6 protein-coding genes are annotated in these 15,788 nt (G+C 74.6%); all 6 read right to left on the bottom strand.

What is annotated here, in order from left to right:
- Positions 1-83: 83 nt before the first annotated feature.
- Complete coding sequence (locus A8711_RS13035) at positions 84-1,073, bottom strand: TauD/TfdA family dioxygenase (RefSeq protein ID WP_082930898.1); 990 nt, start codon at positions 1,071-1,073, stop codon at positions 84-86.
- 83 nt (positions 1,074-1,156) lie between these two features.
- Positions 1,157-4,024 carry an amino acid adenylation domain-containing protein gene (locus A8711_RS13030; protein WP_069088353.1) on the bottom strand — a complete coding sequence of 956 codons (2,868 nt, stop codon included), beginning with the start codon at positions 4,022-4,024 and terminating at the stop codon, positions 1,157-1,159.
- Complete coding sequence (locus tag A8711_RS13025; RefSeq protein WP_083297006.1) at positions 4,021-4,884, bottom strand: thioesterase II family protein; 864 nt, start codon at positions 4,882-4,884, stop codon at positions 4,021-4,023. Before A8711_RS13025 ends, A8711_RS13030 begins: the two co-directional genes overlap by 4 nt.
- Positions 4,838-6,550: a cyclic peptide export ABC transporter gene (locus A8711_RS13020; protein ID WP_069088351.1), complete on the bottom strand. Its 1,713-nt coding sequence runs from the start codon at positions 6,548-6,550 to the stop codon at positions 4,838-4,840. Before A8711_RS13020 ends, A8711_RS13025 begins: the two co-directional genes overlap by 47 nt.
- On the bottom strand, positions 6,547-11,238 hold the full coding sequence (locus A8711_RS13015) for a condensation domain-containing protein (RefSeq protein ID WP_069088350.1): 4,692 nt from the start codon (positions 11,236-11,238) through the stop codon (positions 6,547-6,549). Before A8711_RS13015 ends, A8711_RS13020 begins: the two co-directional genes overlap by 4 nt.
- Positions 11,235-15,788, bottom strand: a complete 4,554-nt coding sequence (locus A8711_RS31485) for a non-ribosomal peptide synthetase (protein ID WP_083297005.1) — start codon at positions 15,786-15,788, stop codon at positions 11,235-11,237. The genes A8711_RS13015 and A8711_RS31485 overlap by 4 nt, the downstream gene beginning before the upstream one ends.

Genomic DNA, 15,788 nt, shown 5'->3' with positions numbered 1-15,788 from the left:
GTACGGCTGCCGGCGCCCCCTTCCGGCGCCGGTCAGCCTACCGTCCACTAGAGGCCGTTTTGTGGACCTTGTGAACGTCGAAATCAGTTGAGTACGGCGCCGGCGTCGTCCCGGAACTCCCGGCTCCGCCGGTTGTCCAGGTGCACGTAGACCCGGTGCAGCCAACGGTCCCGCCCGTCGAAGCGGGGAGTGAACTCGGACCGGCCGTGCAGCACCAGCCGGTTGTCGATGAGCGCCATCATCCCGGTCTGCAGCACCAGCGGCGTGGAGACGTCGGTGAGGATCCGCTTCAACCGCGCCATCACCTCGCCGGCCTCCTCGTCCAGCGCGGTGGTCGCGTTCAGGTCGAGGCAGATGTTCGAGTCCTCCACGCTGCCGGTGAGCACCGCGTGCGGCGTGGTGCGGTCACCCTGGCGGAACGAGGGCGGCGGCGCGGTGACGAACCGGGGCTCGCGCAGCACCTTCCGGTCGGTCTCCTCGATCAGCGGCAGGGCCTGCCGGATGCAGGTGACCAGCGTGCCGGCCCGCTTGGCGTGATCGTTGCGCAGGCACAGCAGGCCGACGTAGTCGGGGCGTTCCCGGTGGAACGCGTTCTCCACATGGAACTCCAGCGGCACCGACCCGGCGTTGCTCTGGGAGTCCTCCAGGCCGCGCACCGGGACGACGTTCTGCACCAGGGCGCCGCTCTTCTCGCTGCGGTAGGCGATCACCTCGCCGAGGTGCAGGCCGACGAGCATGGCCAGGACGGCCGGCACGGTGGTCGCCCGTTCCACCGACTCCCGGACGGTCGGAGTGCTCGGCAGGTCGCGCTCGTCCACCGGAAGGCCGGCGAGCACGAGTGAGCCGGTGGCCCCGGCGTCGCTGCGGAAGTCGCGCAGCGTCTCCATCAGCCGCAGCGGCATCCGGCAGCTCGCCTGCCGGGCCTGCGTCACCCAGGACAGGTCGTCCAGCAGGCGCGGCGACGCGGCGACGAGTTCCTCGGCCAGCGCCCGCAGGGCGGTCCGTTCGTCGTCGGCGAGGTCCAGCCTCAGTCCCTGCGCGCCGCGCGTCGACCGGTCAGATGTCGTGGTCATGGATTCGTCCTCTCGTACGGCGTGCGCGATCGTCCCGGCGCACGGGGGCCGGTGTCGGCACGGAGGGGATTCGTGGGAGCGGATCAGAGGGCGGGCAACGCGCGGCTGTCCACCTTCCCGTTGGTGGTGAGCGGAATGTGGTCGATGGCGACGACGTCCGCCGGGATCATGTAGTCGGGCAGGTCGACGGCGAGGTGGGCGCGCAACGCGGCGGCGTCCACCGCCGCGCCGGCGGTGAGCACCACGTACGCCGCCAGGCGCTTCTCGCCGGGGCTGGGCTCGCGGGCGAGCACCACGGCGTCACGGACGCCCGGATGGGCGGCGAGCCGGGCCTGGATCTCGCCCAGTTCCACCCGGTAGCCCCGGATCTTGACCTGGTTGTCGATGCGGCCGAGGAACTCCAGCGTGCCGTCGGGCAGCCAGCGGGCCAGGTCGCCGCTGCGGTAGAGGCGGCTGCCCGGCGGGCCGTACGGGTCGGGCCGGAACCGGTCCGCGGTCAGGTCCGGGCGGCCCAGGTAGCCGCGCGCCACCCCGACGCCGCCGATCCAGACCTCGCCGGGCACGCCGACCGGCACCGGGTCGAGCCGCTCAGTCAGCACGTACATGGTGGTGTTGACGATCGGGACGCCGAGCGGCACCAGCTCGGTGGCCGGCGGCTCGCTGATCGGCTGCCCCGAGTTGCCGATGGTGATCTCGGTGGGGCCGTACTCGGTGGCGACCTTCGTGCCGTCCGGCCCGGCCAGATCCAGCCAGCGCTCGGCCAGCGCCGCGGTGAACGAGTCCCCGGCCGCGATGACCATGCCGGCCAGGTCCCGCGCCTGCTCCCCGGTGAGCTGCCAGGTGAGCAGGTCCAGGTGGCCCGGGGTCATCTTGATGAAGCTGTACGGCGCGCCCGTGAGCAGGTGCGCCCCGAGGTCGGCGGTGTCCAGCGGCTCGGGCAGCAGGTGCGCCGGCTCCCCGGTGATCAGCGGGGTGAAGATGTTCGGGATGCCCAGGTCGAACGAGATCGAGGAGAAGACCGGGGCGCCGCCGGGGCCGTGCGCGGCGTACGCGCCGACGGTCCAGAGCAGATAGTTGGCCAGGCCGGCGTGCGGCACCAGCACACCCTTGGGCCGCCCGGTGGAGCCGGAGGTGAAGATGACGTAGGCGAGCTGGGCCGGGTCGATCGGCACGGTCGCCGGGGTGTCGGGCCGGGCCGCGACGGCCGCCGCGTCCGCGTCGACCAGGACCAGGACGCCGTCGTACAGGCCGGTGAGGGTGGCCTGCTCGACGGTGGAGGTGACCACCACCGGGCTGCCGGCCGCCTCGATCATGTAGCGCAGCCGTTCCGCCGGCAGCTGCGGATCCAGCGGCAGGTAGCCGGCCCCGGACTGCCAGACCGCGATCAGGGCGGGGATGAGGTCGGGTGTGCGGCCCAGGCACACGCCGACCAGGGTGTCCCGGCCGGCGCCGAGGTCGAGCAGGTGGTGGGTGAGCCGGTTGGCCCGCCGCATCAGCTCCCGGTACGTGAGCCGCGTGTCGCCGACCCGGACGGCGATCCGGTCCGGAGTGGCGTCGGCCTGGGCCCGGATCAGGTCGACCACGGTCACGTCGCCCCGGTGCGCCGTCTCCGCGACGGCCCAGTCGCGCAGCACCGCGTCGCGCTCGTCCGCCGGCAGGTAGGTGCGCCCGGCGTCACCGTCGGGGTCGGCGGCCATCGCCACCAGCACCTCCCGGTAGAGCGCGGCGAGCCGGCGGGCGTACCCGGGGTCGACTGTCTCCCCGGCGACGCGCAGGCGCAGGCGGTCCGGCCCGGCGGTGACCCGCAGGCCGTACCCGTCCCGGTCGGCCGGCAGGCCGGGCAGCGGCTCACCGGGCAGGCCGGCGGCCGGGTCCCACTCGAAGAGGGCGTGCTGCCCCTGCCCCGGCCCGCCGGTGACCGGGCGGTACGCGAGCCGGTGGGTCCACGCGTCGTGCTCGTGGGCGGCCACGTCGCGCACCAGCGCCCGCCAGGTCGCCGCGCGGGCGGCCGTCGGCACGGGCCGCACCACGCGGTGCAGCAGTCGCTCGCAGTCCGGGCGCGCGGCGCCGCCGTGCGGGGTGAGGGTGGCGTCGGTGTGCCCGGCCGGTTCGGCGCCGAGCATGCCGAGCACGGTCTGGTGGGCGGCGAACAGCACAGTGGACAGCGGCGCCCCGGCGGCGTCGGCGAGCACGGCCAGCCCGGCGGACATCCCGGCCAGGTCGACGGTGAGCTCGGTGCTCCCGGCCGCGCCGCCCCAGCCGCCGGGCAGGGCGCAGGAGCCGCCGGCCAGCGTCCGGGTCCAGTACTCCTCGCCTTCGAAGTCGGCGGCGGCGTCGAGCGCGTCCGCGACGCAGGGCGCGTGCCGGGTGGCGGTGACCGGCGCCGCGGCGTAATAGGCGCGCAGCAGCTCGGCGAGGATGCCCGCCGGGTCGGCCACGCAGCTCAGCGCCCGGGGCGCGGCGACCAGCAGCGTCCAGTTCTGTTCGGTCTCCAGGATCACGGTCAGCCGTAGCGGCCCGGCGGCGGCCGGGTCGAACGGCGTGGCCCGTTCGGTCTCCAGCAGCGCGGCGAGCATCGTGTCGCGCTTGTCCGCGTCGACGCTGCGGTGGTCGTGCCGGGCCAGCGGGACCGTGGCGTCCGGATGCGCCAGGTACAGCGGCTCGGTGCCGCCGGACGGGTCGGTCGAGCAACGGAGCAGTTCGTGCGCGCGCACCACCGCCTCGACCGCCGAGGCGAAACGCTCCGGCGCGAACGGGGCCGGGTCCTCGATCCGCCGGCCGTCCAGGTCGACCTCGGTGAACGCCGACGCCTGCGCGACCAGGTCGGCCGGCACGTCGGGCAGCGGATAGGCGTCGCTGACGCCGGCCGGGACGATCGCCCGGTCCCGGGGACTGAGCAGCGTGAACGGCTCGATGTCGGCCGCGTCCACCGCCGGGTCGAGGGGGGTCATGTCTCGTCTCCTGGGTTCCGGTCCACCGGCGGCCCGCTCCGGGCGGGTACGGCGGCGGCTGTGGTCGGGGGCGGTCGGTGGTGGTACCGGTCGGCGGCGCCGGACACCCAGGGCGGCGGTACGACGGCGGCGAGATCCCGCGCCACCGTCGCCACCACCTCGGCCCGCGCGCCGTGGAGGAAGAAGTGGTTGCCGGGGAACAGGCAGAGCCGCGACCGGGCCGAGGTGTGCCGCCGCCACCCGTCGAGCGCCCTCGGCGGCACGATCCGGTCCCCCCGGCCGCCCAGCACCGTCAGTGGCGTCGCCAGTGGCGGCTCGGGGCGGTGCTCGTACGTCTCCAGCACCGAGAAGTCGGCCCGCAGCACGGGCAGCATCAGCCGCATCAGGTCGGCGTTGTCGAGCACCTCCGGCGGGGTGCCGCCCAGCTTCGCCAGGTGCGCGCGGATCTCGTCGTCGGCGGCGCAGTGCAGCAGCGGCCGCGACGACGGGGAGTCCGGCGACGCGGCGGCGGAGACGAACACGTGCTCCGGCTGGCGCACCGGGCGGCGGCGCAGCGCCCGGGCCAGCTCGAAGGCGAGCAGGCCACCCATGCTGTGCCCGAACAGCGCGTACGGCCGGTCCAGCGCGCCGGTCAGCGCGTCGGCGAGGGACCGGATCAGCGGGGTGAGGCGCAGGAAGGGCGCCTCCTGCAGCCGGGTGCCCCGGCCGGGCAGCTCCAACGCCACCACCTGGACTCCGGGTGGCGCGGCGCGCTGCCAGCCCCGGAACGCCGCCGCGCCGCCACCTGCGTACGGCAGGCAGAACAGGCGGACGTCAGCATCCGGATTCCACACCTGACCGCCCAGCCACCGACTGTCCACGGGGAACCTCCTCCTCCCTGATCTGGCCGTAGTCGAGCCGGACGAGCCGGTCGGCGGCGTCGAAGTAGCGGTCGTCGTGGCTGATCACCACGACGGCCTTGTCCCGGTCCCGCAGCTCCGGCAGCAGTTCCCGGTAGAAGAAGTCCTTGAAGACCGGGTCCTGGTCGGCCGCCCACTCGTCGAACAGGCAGAAGGGGCGGTCCTCCAGGTACGTCACCAGCAACGCCAGCCGTTTGCGCTGCCCGAGCGAGAGCGCCGTGGTGGAGAAGCGGTCCCCGTCGACGCGTACCTTGTGGTCCAGTTGCAGGCGCTCCAGGTACCGCTGCGCCTTGGCGGCCTGTTCCCCCGCCGGCAGCCCGAGCAGGCTGTCGAAGAGGTGGAAGTCGGAGAACACGGCGGAGAACAGGTTGCGGTAGTCCTCCCGGTTGGCCGCGGTGACCTGGGTGCCGTCCACCTGGATCGCGCCGCTCTCCGGCTCGTACAGGCTGGTGAGCACCTTCGCCAGGGTGGTCTTGCCGCTGCCGTTGGCACCGACGACGAAGAGGATCTCGCCGCGCCGGAACTCGAAGTCCAGCGGGCCGAGCACGAACTGCTCGCCTTTCGGTCCGGGGTAGACGTGGCTGACCCCGCGGAAGGCGATGCTTCGCCACCCGGCGAAGACGTTGCCCGCCCGGCCCACGGCGGCCGGAACCCTGCTGTTCGGCACGGCGGGCGCCCGCCCCGCGCCCGGCCCGCCGAGACCCGCGTCGAGCTCCGCGAGCCGCTCCTTGATCTTCCCCAGGGCCACCGACGCCCGGCCCAGCGCGGGGAACCAGACGAGGACACCCTGAAGGCTGGAGACGGCGAAGAGCAGGATCAGCACGCACGACGTGAGCGTCTGGTCGGACAGGGCGAACCAGGCGGGGAAGGCGAACAGCAGCAGGCCGATGAAGGCGAAGAAGACCGCCTGGCCGCCACCTGTGGCGCCCTCGTAGACGGAGAGGCCGAAGACGCTGTGCCGGCGGTAGGCGGACGCCGTGGCCGTCAGCTCACCGTCGATCAGCGCGGCCCGCCGCTCCCGGTTGAGCTTCAGCTCCTTGAGCCCTTCGGTGACCGAACGGAAGTGACCGAACAGCGCGTCCTGCTCCCGCCGCGCGGCCTTGAGCGCGCCCAGGCCGGAGGCGGAGACGAGCAGGTAGAGCAGCACGCCCACGACGACCGTGGCGCCGGTGGCGAGCGCCACCGCCGGTGAGACGATCACCAGGTACGCGATGGCCACCAGCACGAACGCCGCGCCCGAGCAGATGCCCGGCAGGCCGGGCAGCGCGTCGGCGATCACCACCACGTCGTCGGCGAGCGCCGAGTAGAGCTGCGCCGTGCCGGTCCGCTCCACGGTCCGCAGCGGGGCGTCCAGGATGCCGTCGATGAGGCGGCGGCGCAGGTGGTAGACGGCGCCCTGGGACAGCCGGTACAGCATGCTCTGGGAGACGAACTTGGTGACCAGCGTGGCCAGGCAGAGCGCCACGTATCCCCAGATCAGCCGCTGCGAGGGCGCGGCGTCGGCGGCCAGCGCCAGGTTGACCATGGCGATGAAGGCGGCGCCGGTGCCGCCGCTGACGATGCCCGCCGCGATGGCCAGCAGGAACGGGCCCCGGCTGTAGCGCAGCAGGTAGGCGAAGAGGCTCATGCGCCCACCTCGTCCAGCCAGGCACGGAGCGTGGTCAGCGGCGCCGCCGGTGAGTCGGCCAGCCGGCCGAGCAGCACGTCCCAGCGTCGCATCAGCGCCTGGAGCGCCCGGGCGTCGTGGACGTCGGTGGAGAAGATCCAGGTGCCGTGCAGTTCCGCGCCCTGTTCCCGCATGATCAGCGCCAAGTCGACCTCCGCCGGTCTGAGGTTGGTGCCGAGCACCTCGGAGAAGACGTAGTCGTCACCGATTTCCAACGAATCGACCCGCAGCCCGGGCAACGCGAGTTCCGGCACCTCGGCGTTGAGCAGGTTGAACAGGGTCCGCGTCGGGTCACCGTCCGCGGTGGCCGGCACCGCCAGCCACGGCGGCACGGCCCGGTTGGCGTACGCGTCGAGCGTCCGGTCCCGGACCTGCCGCACCAGCCCGGCGAACGTCGACACGGCGGTCAGGTCGGCGCGTACCACGAGCGGGTGCACGAACCAGCCGATCAGGTCGGCCGTCTCGGCCCGGTCCCGGCCCGCCTCCGGGAAGCCCACCGGGATGTCGTCGCGGCCGGAGCAGGCCGCGAGCAGCAGGTGGTACGCGGCCAGCAGCGCCATGAACAGGCTGGCCCCCTCCTGCCCGGCGAGCCCACGCAGCTTCTCCGTGACCGCCGGGTCGACGCGGAACGCGCGGGTGAAGCCGTCGGCGGCGGTCGTCCCGGTGGCCGGTGGCCGCAGCGTCAGTGCCGGTGGCAGGCCGGCGAGGGCGCGCCGCCAGTGGTCCACGTGCGCGTCGAGCGCGCCGCCGGCCAGTTGCCGGCGCTGCCACGCCGCCACGTCGGGGTACTGCACGGCCAGCTCCGGCAGCCGCGGCGCCCGGCCGGCGGCGTGGGCGCCGTAGAACTCGGTCAGGTCGCGCACCAGCACCCCGTAGGACCAGTTGTCGGTGACCAGGTGATGCATGGTGAGCACCAGCGCGTGCCGGTCCTCGCCGAGGCGGGCCAGCAGGCCGCGCACCATCGGCTCCGCGTCGATGCGGAACGGCCGCCGTCCCTGCTCCTCGATCAGCGCGCGCAGCTCGCCCGGCTCGGCGTCGCTGAGGTCCACCGCCGTCAACGGCCAGCCGCCGGCCGGTTCGATCCGCTGCGCCGGCCCGTCCGGGCCGTCCACGATCCGGGTCCGCAGCGCCTCGTGCCGCCCGACGACGTCGTCCAGGGCGCGGCGCAGCGCCGCCTCGTCCAGCGGTCCGGTCAGCCGCAGCGCGGTCACCACGTTGTGGATCGGGTCGGCCGGGCCGAGCGGGTGGTGCCGGATCAGCCGTTCCTGGCTGAACGACAGCGGCAGGTCGCCGTCGCGGCCGACGCGCGGGATCGGGGCCGGGCCGGTGTCCGCGCCGGTCGCGTGCCGCCGGACCTGCCCGGCCAGCCAGCCGACGGTCGGGTTGCCGAAGAGGTCGCGCAGCGCGAGCCGTACGCCGTACCGGGCGTCGATCTGCGCGGCGAGTTTGGTGGCGAGCAGGGAGTGCCCGCCCAGGGTGAAGAAGTTGTCGTCCCGGCCGACCTCGTCGATCCCGAGCAGCTCCCGCCAGATGTCGGCGATCGCCGCTTCCACCTCGTCGCGGGGCGCTTCGGCAGCGGCGGCGGGCTCGCCGGCGGGCGGCTGCGGCGCGGGCAGGGCGGACCGGTCGACAGTGCCGGCCGGGGTGCGCGGCAGCTCCGGCAGCGCCACCCAGGCGGCCGGGAGCAGATTCTCCGGCAGCCGCTGCCTCAGGTACGCCGCCAGCTCACCGGCCCCGGCCTGCCCCACGACGTACGCGACCAGCCGGTCGTCGTGCGCCACCACGGCGGCCTCGGTCACCGCGGGATGCCCGGACACGATCGACTCGACCAGGTCCAGGTCCACCGGGAAGCCGCGCAGCCGTACCTGGTGGTCGAGGCGGCCCAGGTACTCGATCACGCCGTCGGCGCGCATCCGGGCCCGCTCGCCGGTGCGCAGCAGCCGCGCGCCGCGCGCCGTGCCGAACGGGTCCGGCGCCAGCAGCGCCGCCACACCTCCGGCCGGCGCCGGAAGCGGGTCGCCACCGACGTACAGCTCCCCCGGCACACCGGCCGGGAGTGGCTGACCGGCCCGGTCCAGGACGTGCGCCCGGGTGCCCGGCACCGGGCGGCCGACCGGCATCAACTGCCGCTGCCCGCCGTCGGGCGTGGCCGGGTCGGCGGGCCCGCCGTCGGGCCTGGCCGGATCGGCGGGCTCGCCATCGACGGCGCACAGGTGGGCGGTGACCGGCGCGGCCACGTCCGGCGGCACGAGCACGTGGTGCAGGGCCGCCGGCGACCGCTCCGCGAAGCGCGCCACCAGGTCCCGGGACAGCGGCGCCCCACCGCAGAACACGTGCCGCAGCGCGGCGCAGCGCTCCACCCCGCGCTGGTCGAGCAGTTCGGCGAGCAGGTCGGGCCGGAAGCAGGCCACGCTGACCCGCTCCGCCCGGATCAGGCCGACCAGGTGGCGGGCGTCGCGGTCCCCGCCGGGCCGGGCCAGCACCACGGCCGCGCCGCTCAGCAGCGGGGCGTACAGCTCCCAGACCGCCGCCGGGGCGGCCAGGGGCGCCTGCTGGAGCACCCGGTCGTCGGCGGTCAGCCCGGCCGCCTCGGACAACCAGCGCAGCCGGTCGCGCAGCGCGGCGTGGCTGTGCACCGTGGTGCGCGGCGCACCGTCGGGCGGACAGGTGACGTAGGCCGGGTCACCGCCGGTGACAGTGCCCGCGCCGGCCGGCGCCGCGGCGTCCGGCACGAGGGCACCGGGCACGGCGGCGCCGCGCACCGCGCGCGGGTCGGCGGACGGGTCGTCCACCAGGCAGGTCGGCCCGGACCAGCGCGGGACGCCGCCCTGCGGGCGCGCGGTGAGCAGCAACGCGACCTCGGCCGCCGTCAGCAGCGCGGCGGCCCGGTCGGCGGGCAGCGCCGGGTCCACCGGTACGACCACCCCGCCGGCCCGCCAGACGGCGAGCGGCGCGGCCACCAGCTCCACGCACCGGTCCAGCCGCACGCCGACCCGGGTGCCCCGGCGCACGCCCGCTGCCCGCAACCGGTCGGCGAGCGCGCCGACGAGCGCGTCCAGCTCGCCGTAGCCGACCGTACGGGAGCCGAACCGCACCGCCGAGGCGGCCGGGTCACGGCGGACCGCCGCGGCGAAGGCGTCACCGACCAGCGGACGGCCGGCGTCGGTCGCCGGACCGGTGGCCAGCGCCAGCAGCTCGTCCCGCTCGACCGGGCCGACGAGCGGCAGCACGCCGATCGGGGTGTCCGGGTCGTCCAGCAGGCCCCGCAGCAGACGGTGGAACATGCTCACGTGACGGCGGGCGGTCGCCTCGTCGAACAGATCGGTGCTGTACTCCAGCCGCCCCCAGATCGTGTCGCCGTCCTCGAAGAGGTCCAGCAGCAGGTCGAACTCGGCCTTGCGGGCGTCCAGCGAGACCGGCTCGACCCGCAGCGGCCCGTCGTGCCAGGACGGGAACGGCACGTTCTGGTACGAGAACAGCACCTGGAAGACCGGGGTGCCGGCCGCCGACCGTTCCGGCTGCAACTGCTCGACCAGCCGCTCGAACGGGATGCCCTGGTGGTCGTACGCGGCCAGGCACACCGCGCCGACCCGGCGCAGCAGCTCCCGGAACGACGGGTCGCCGCGCAGGTCGGTACGCAGCGCCACGGTGTTCATGAACAGCCCGATCAGCGGTTCCAGCTCGACCAGGCGCCGGTTGGCCACCGGCGAGCCGACCACCACCTCCTCGTCGCCGGTGAGCCGGTGCAGCAGCACCGCGAAGGCGGCCTGGAGCACCATGAACAGCGTGGCGTTCTCCTGCCGGGACAGCGCCCGCAGCCGGGTCACCACGGCCGGCGGGATCTCCACCGGCACCGAGTCACCCCGGTAGCTCTTCTCCCTCGGCCGGGGCCGGTCACCGACCAGGCCGATCTCCGGTGGCGCGCCGCCGAGCTGGCCCGTCCAGTACGCCAGGTCCGCCGCCCACGCCTGCTGAGCGTCCGGCTCCTGCTGCCAGAGGGCGAAGTCGGCGTACTGCACCGGCAGCTCGGGCAGGCCGTGCGGCCCGCCGGTGAGCAGGGCGCGGTAGCAGTCGATCAGCTCGCGCAGCAGCACCCCCATCGACCAGCGGTCGGACACGAGGTGGTGCAGGTTGAGCAGCACGCCGGTCACCTTCGGGCCGAAGCGGAGCAGCCGGACCCGCACCGGCGAACCGGCGGCCAGGTCGAACGGCCGGCCGATCAGCTCCTCCTCGCGGCGGCGCAGCTCGGCGTCGACCTCCCCGGGCGTCACCCCGGGCACGTCCTCGACCCGCACGTCCGGCGGCAGCTCGGCCCGCACCTGCTGGTACGGCCGTCCGTCCCGCTCGAAGAAGACCGTCCGCAGCGACTCGTGCCGGCGGACCACCTCGGCGCAGGCGCCGGCGAACAGGTCCGCGCGGAAGTCGCCGTGCACCCGCATCGCCGTGGAGATGACGTACGCGGAGGTGTGCGCCGCGAACTGCTCCAGGAACCAGATCCGGCTCTGCGAGAAGGTCAGCGGCACCGGGGCGTCCCGGTCGGCGCGCGGTGGCACGGTCCGCGCCGGGGCGCGGGCGATGCCCTCCTCCTGGAGCAGGTTGCCCAGCAGCGCGAGCCGCTGCGCGGACAGGGCGAACCGCCTGGTGCTCATGCCTGCGTCCTTCCGTCGGCGCGGTCGAGCGCCTGCTGCACCTCGTCGTCGGACAGGTCGCTGAGCCGGATCAGCAGCTCGGCGGTCTTCTCCACGACGGTCCGCTGCGCGGGGTCGGCGGTCAGGGCCCGGGTGAGCCCGGCGACCGTCGGGTCGGTGAAGACCTTGTGCAACGGCACGTCCACGCCGAACGCCTCCCGGACCCGGGCCACCATCCGGGTGCTGAGCAGCGAGTGCCCGCCGAGGGCGAAGAAGTCGTCGCCCACGCCGACCCGGTCGACGCCGAGGGTCTCGGCCCAGATGCCGGCGATCACCTCCTCGACCGGTGTACGCGGCGCCACGTACGCCGATGTCACCTGCCGCCGGCCCGACTCGGGCGCGGGCAGCGCCTTGCGGTCGACCTTGTTGTTCGGGGTGAGCGGCAGCGCGTCGAGGAAGACGTACGCCGAGGGCGCCATGTAGTCGGGCAACTGCTCGCCGACCGCGGCCCGCAGCCGCGGCAGCAGCCGCCTCGCCCGGCGGCCGAGGGCGTCGTTGACGAACGAGTCCCAGCGCGGCTCGGCGGCGGGCGGCCCGGCGAGCCGGGGCAGCGGCGTCTCCGGCCGGCCGTCGCCGGCCAGCCGGCGCAGCACGACGGTCAGGTCACCGGCCGGTCCGTGACCGGACCAGTCCAGGTCCAGCCGGTAGCCGGTCTCGTCGGCGAGCCGGCGCAGCTGTTCCGGCTCGACGGCGGCCGGGTCGACAGGGGACGCCACCTCGGCCCGCAGGTCGGCGACCGTGCCGTCCGCCCCGGCGAGCGCCGTCGCCGCCCGCGCCCAGTGGTCGACGCGGGCGTTGGGTACGCCGCGCAGCGCGAGCAGCGCCGGACGGTCGGCGGTGAGCCGCTCGCGCAGCCCGGCCGCGGTGAGCCCGCTGTCGCGCCAGTCCAGCCACGTCACGTCCCCGGCGTCGACGACGTCGCCGTCGACGGTGAGCCGTACGTCGTAGCGGAACCGGGTCAGCTCGTTGCTCACCGAGCCGAGCTTCGGCATCACCCGTACCCCCGTCAGCCGGGGGAAGCGGGCCGGCAGCGCGGTGAAGAAGCCCGGGTCGAAGACCAGCTCCCGGTCGTCGGCGACGGCCCGGCGCACCCGCTCGCGCAGTTGCTCGGCGCTGTCCTGCGCCTCGGCCCGCTCCACCTGCACCGAGGTGTGGAAGGTCTCCAGCAGCGGCAGGCTGCGGATGTCGCCGAGGAAGAGCGAGCCGCCCGGGGCGAGCCGGGGCAGCGCGCCCTCGATCACCCGCAGCAGGTAGTCCTCGTCGGCGAAGTACTGCGCCACCGAGTTGAGCACGATCACGTCGAAGAGCTGGTCGGGCAGCGCGTCCAGCTCGTCGGCGGCGCAGCCGAACAGCTCCACCCCGGACAGTCCCCGCGCCGGCACGTCGGCGCGCAGCCGGTCCAGGGCGACAGCGGAGATGTCGGTGCCCCAGTAGCGGCGCACGTGCGGGGCGACCCGGTAGAGGATCAGGCCGGTGCCGCAGCCGATCTCCAGCACCGAGCGCGGGCCGTCCTGGAGGATCCGCTCGGCGGTCGCCTCGGCCCAGCCGCGCATCTCCGCCACCGGGATCGGCGCTCCGGTGTAGCTGCTGTTCCAGCCCCGGGTGTCGAACGTCGGGTCGACCTCGCCGGTGTCCGTCACGTCGTACGCGGCGTCCCAGACGTCGCGCCACTGCTCCACCTCGTGCGGCCACTGCGCCGCCGCCTCGGCCCGGGCGTCGGCGCCGGCCACCACGTACGCCACCAGCCGCTGGTCGCCGAGGGTGTCCTCGCGTACGGTCACCACCGCCTGGTTGACCTGCGGCTGCCGCTCCAGCACCGACTCGATCTCGCCCAGCTCGATCCGGAAGCCCCGCAGCTTCACCTGGTGGTCGAGCCGGCCGAGGAACTCGATGCTCCCGTCGGCGCGACGGCGGACCAGGTCGCCGGTGCGGTAGAGCCGGTCGCCCAGCCCGATCGGGAAGGGGTGCCGGACGAACCGCTCGGCGGTCAGCTCGGGCCGGTCCAGGTAGCCCCGCGCCAGGCCGGCGCCGCCGATGTGCAGCTCGCCGGGGACACCCGGCGGCACCAGGTGGCCGCTGCCGTCGAGCACGTGCAGTTCGGTGTTGGCGATCGGCTCGCCGATGGAGATCGGGCCGTGGTCGACCCGCGCCACCGCCGACCAGATGGTCGTCTCGGTCGGGCCGTACATGTTCCACAGCTCGGCGCACCGGCCGAGCAGGCGCTGGGCCAGCTCGGCGGGGAGCGCCTCACCGCCGGCCAGCACCCGCAGCCCGGCCTCGCCGGTCCAGCCGGCGTCGAGCAGCATCCGCCAGGTGGACGGGGTGGCCTGCATGACCGTCGCGCCGAAGGCGTCCAGCGCGGCGGCCAGCCGTTCCCCGTCGGCGGCGACCTGGCGGCTCACCACTGCCACGCAGGCGCCCTCGACCAGCGGCAGGAGCAGCTCCAGCCCGGCGATGTCGAAGGAGAGCGTGGTGACCGCCAGCAGCACGTCGTCGGCGCTGACGCCGGGGCGCTCGCCCATGGCGAGCAGGAAGTTGCCCAGCGCCCCGTGCGGAACCTGCACGCCCTTGGGCCGGCCGGTGGAGCCGGAGGTGTAGATGACGTACGCCAGGTCGTCGGGGCGCACGTCGACGTCCAGCGGTTCGGCCGACTCGGCGGCCAGCTCGTCACCGAGCAGGTCCAGGCAGAGCGGCTGCGCCTTCACCCCGCCCAGGCCCGCCAGCACGTCGCTGCTGGTGAGCAGCACGGACAGGTCGGAGTCGGCGAGCATGAAGGCGATCCGGTCCGGCGGGAAACCCGGGTCCAGCGGCACGTACGCGCCGCCGCTCTTGAGCACGGCGAGCATCGCCACGACCATGTCGGCCGAACGCTCCAGGCAGATGCCGACCGTCGTCTCCCGGGCCACCCCGAGCCGCCGCAGCCGGCGGGCCAGCCGGGTCGAGCGCCCGTCCAGCTCGGCGTAGGTCAGGCTCTCCCGGTCGGTGCGCAGCGCCGGGGCGTCCGGGGTGGCGGCGGCCCGGGCGGCGAAGCGCTGCGGTACGCACACCGGCTGCGGCCAGTCCCGGCGGGTGTCGTTCCACCGCAGCCGTAGGTCACGCTCCTCGTCGGCGCCGAGCATCGGAACCTGGTCGATCGGCCGGTCCGGGTCGGCGAGCAGGTTCTCCACCAGCTGCGCGAGGTGCCGGGACATCCGCTCCACGGTGGCCGGCTCGAACAGGTCGGTGTTGTACTCGAACCAGCCGGTCAGCCCGTCCGGCCGGTCGAAGACCTGCAGCTCCAGGTCGAACCGGGCGGTGGAGCTCTCCACGTCGACCGGCTCCAGCCGCAGCCCGGCCACGTCGAACTCCGGCATCGGGATGTTCTGGAAGATGAAGTGCACCTGGAAGATCGGCGAGCGGGACAGGTCCCGGCGCGGGGCCAGCTCCTCCACCAGCCGCTCGAAGGGCACCTCCTGGTGGGCGAACGCGCCGAGGCAGGTCTGCCGGACCCGCCCGACCAACTCGCGGAAGCTCGGGTCGCCGGACAGGTCGGTGCGCAGCGCCAGGGTGTTGACGAAGTAGCCGACGAGCCGTTCGATCTCCGGCCGGTTCCGGTTGGCCACCGGTACGCCGACCACGATGTCGTCCTCGCGGCTGTAGCGGTGCAGCAGCGCCTGGAAGGCCGCGAGCAGGGTCATGAACGGGGTGGCGCCCTCCCGCTGGCTCAGCGCGCGCAGCCGGGTCATCACCGGCTCGGGCAGGGCGAAGGGCCGGGAGCCGCCCCGGGTGCTCTGCACCGCCGGGCGGGGCTTGTCGATGGGCAGTTCCAGCGCGGCCGGCGCCCCGGCGAGCGTCTTCTTCCAGTACTCCAGGTCGGCGTCGAGCGCGTCGCCCTCCAGCCGCTGCCGCTGCCAGACGGTGTAGTCGACGTACTGGATCGGCAGGTCCGGCAGGGTCGACTCGCGACCGGCGGCGAACGCCCCGTACAGCTCGACCAGCTCGGCGATGGCCACGGACATGGACCACAGGTCGGCCGCGATGTGGTGCATGGTCAGCAGCAGGATGTGCTCCTGCGGGCCGAGCCGGAGGAACCGCACCCGCAGCAGCGGCCCGCCGGCCAGGTCGAACGGGCGGGTGAACTCCTCCCGGGCCAGCTCCTGGATGCCCGCCTCACCCTGCGGTCCGCGCAGGTGGGCGCAGTCGACCACGGTGAACTCCGGCTCGCAGACGGCGTTGACCAGCTGCCGGGGCTCGCCGTCGACCTCGGTGAACGTGGTCCGCAGCGCCTCGTGCCGGCGGGTGATCTCGTTGCAGCAGCGCCGCCACACCTCGAGGTCCAGCGGGCCCAGGATGCGGACGGCGCCGGGGATGTTGTACGCGGCGCTGCCCGGCGAGAGCTGCTCCAGGAACCAGAGTCGTTGCTGGGAGAAGGAGGCCGGGAACTCCCGCCGCTGCTTCTTCTGCCGCAGCCGCTCGGCCAGCAGTGCGCGCTTCTCGGCGGCTGACAGGCTGCCCAGGTCGGTGGTCGTCAC

Source organism: Micromonospora sp. II (genome assembly GCF_001709195.1).
GTDB lineage: Bacteria > Actinomycetota > Actinomycetes > Mycobacteriales > Micromonosporaceae > Micromonospora > Micromonospora chalcea.
The sequence above is the reverse complement of the archived record's forward strand: the minus strand, read 5'-3'. Positions and strand labels throughout refer to the sequence as shown.

Excerpts from the sequence above, each read along its gene's own strand:
- A8711_RS13035 (WP_082930898.1), bottom strand. The coding sequence starts at position 1,073 with ATGACCACGACATCTGACCGGTCGACGCGCGGCGCGCAGGGACTGAGG.
- A8711_RS13030 (WP_069088353.1), bottom strand. The coding sequence starts at position 4,024 with ATGACCCCCCTCGACCCGGCGGTGGACGCGGCCGACATCGAGCCGTTC.
- A8711_RS13020 (WP_069088351.1), bottom strand. The coding sequence starts at position 6,550 with ATGAGCCTCTTCGCCTACCTGCTGCGCTACAGCCGGGGCCCGTTCCTG.
- A8711_RS13015 (WP_069088350.1), bottom strand. The coding sequence starts at position 11,238 with ATGAGCACCAGGCGGTTCGCCCTGTCCGCGCAGCGGCTCGCGCTGCTG.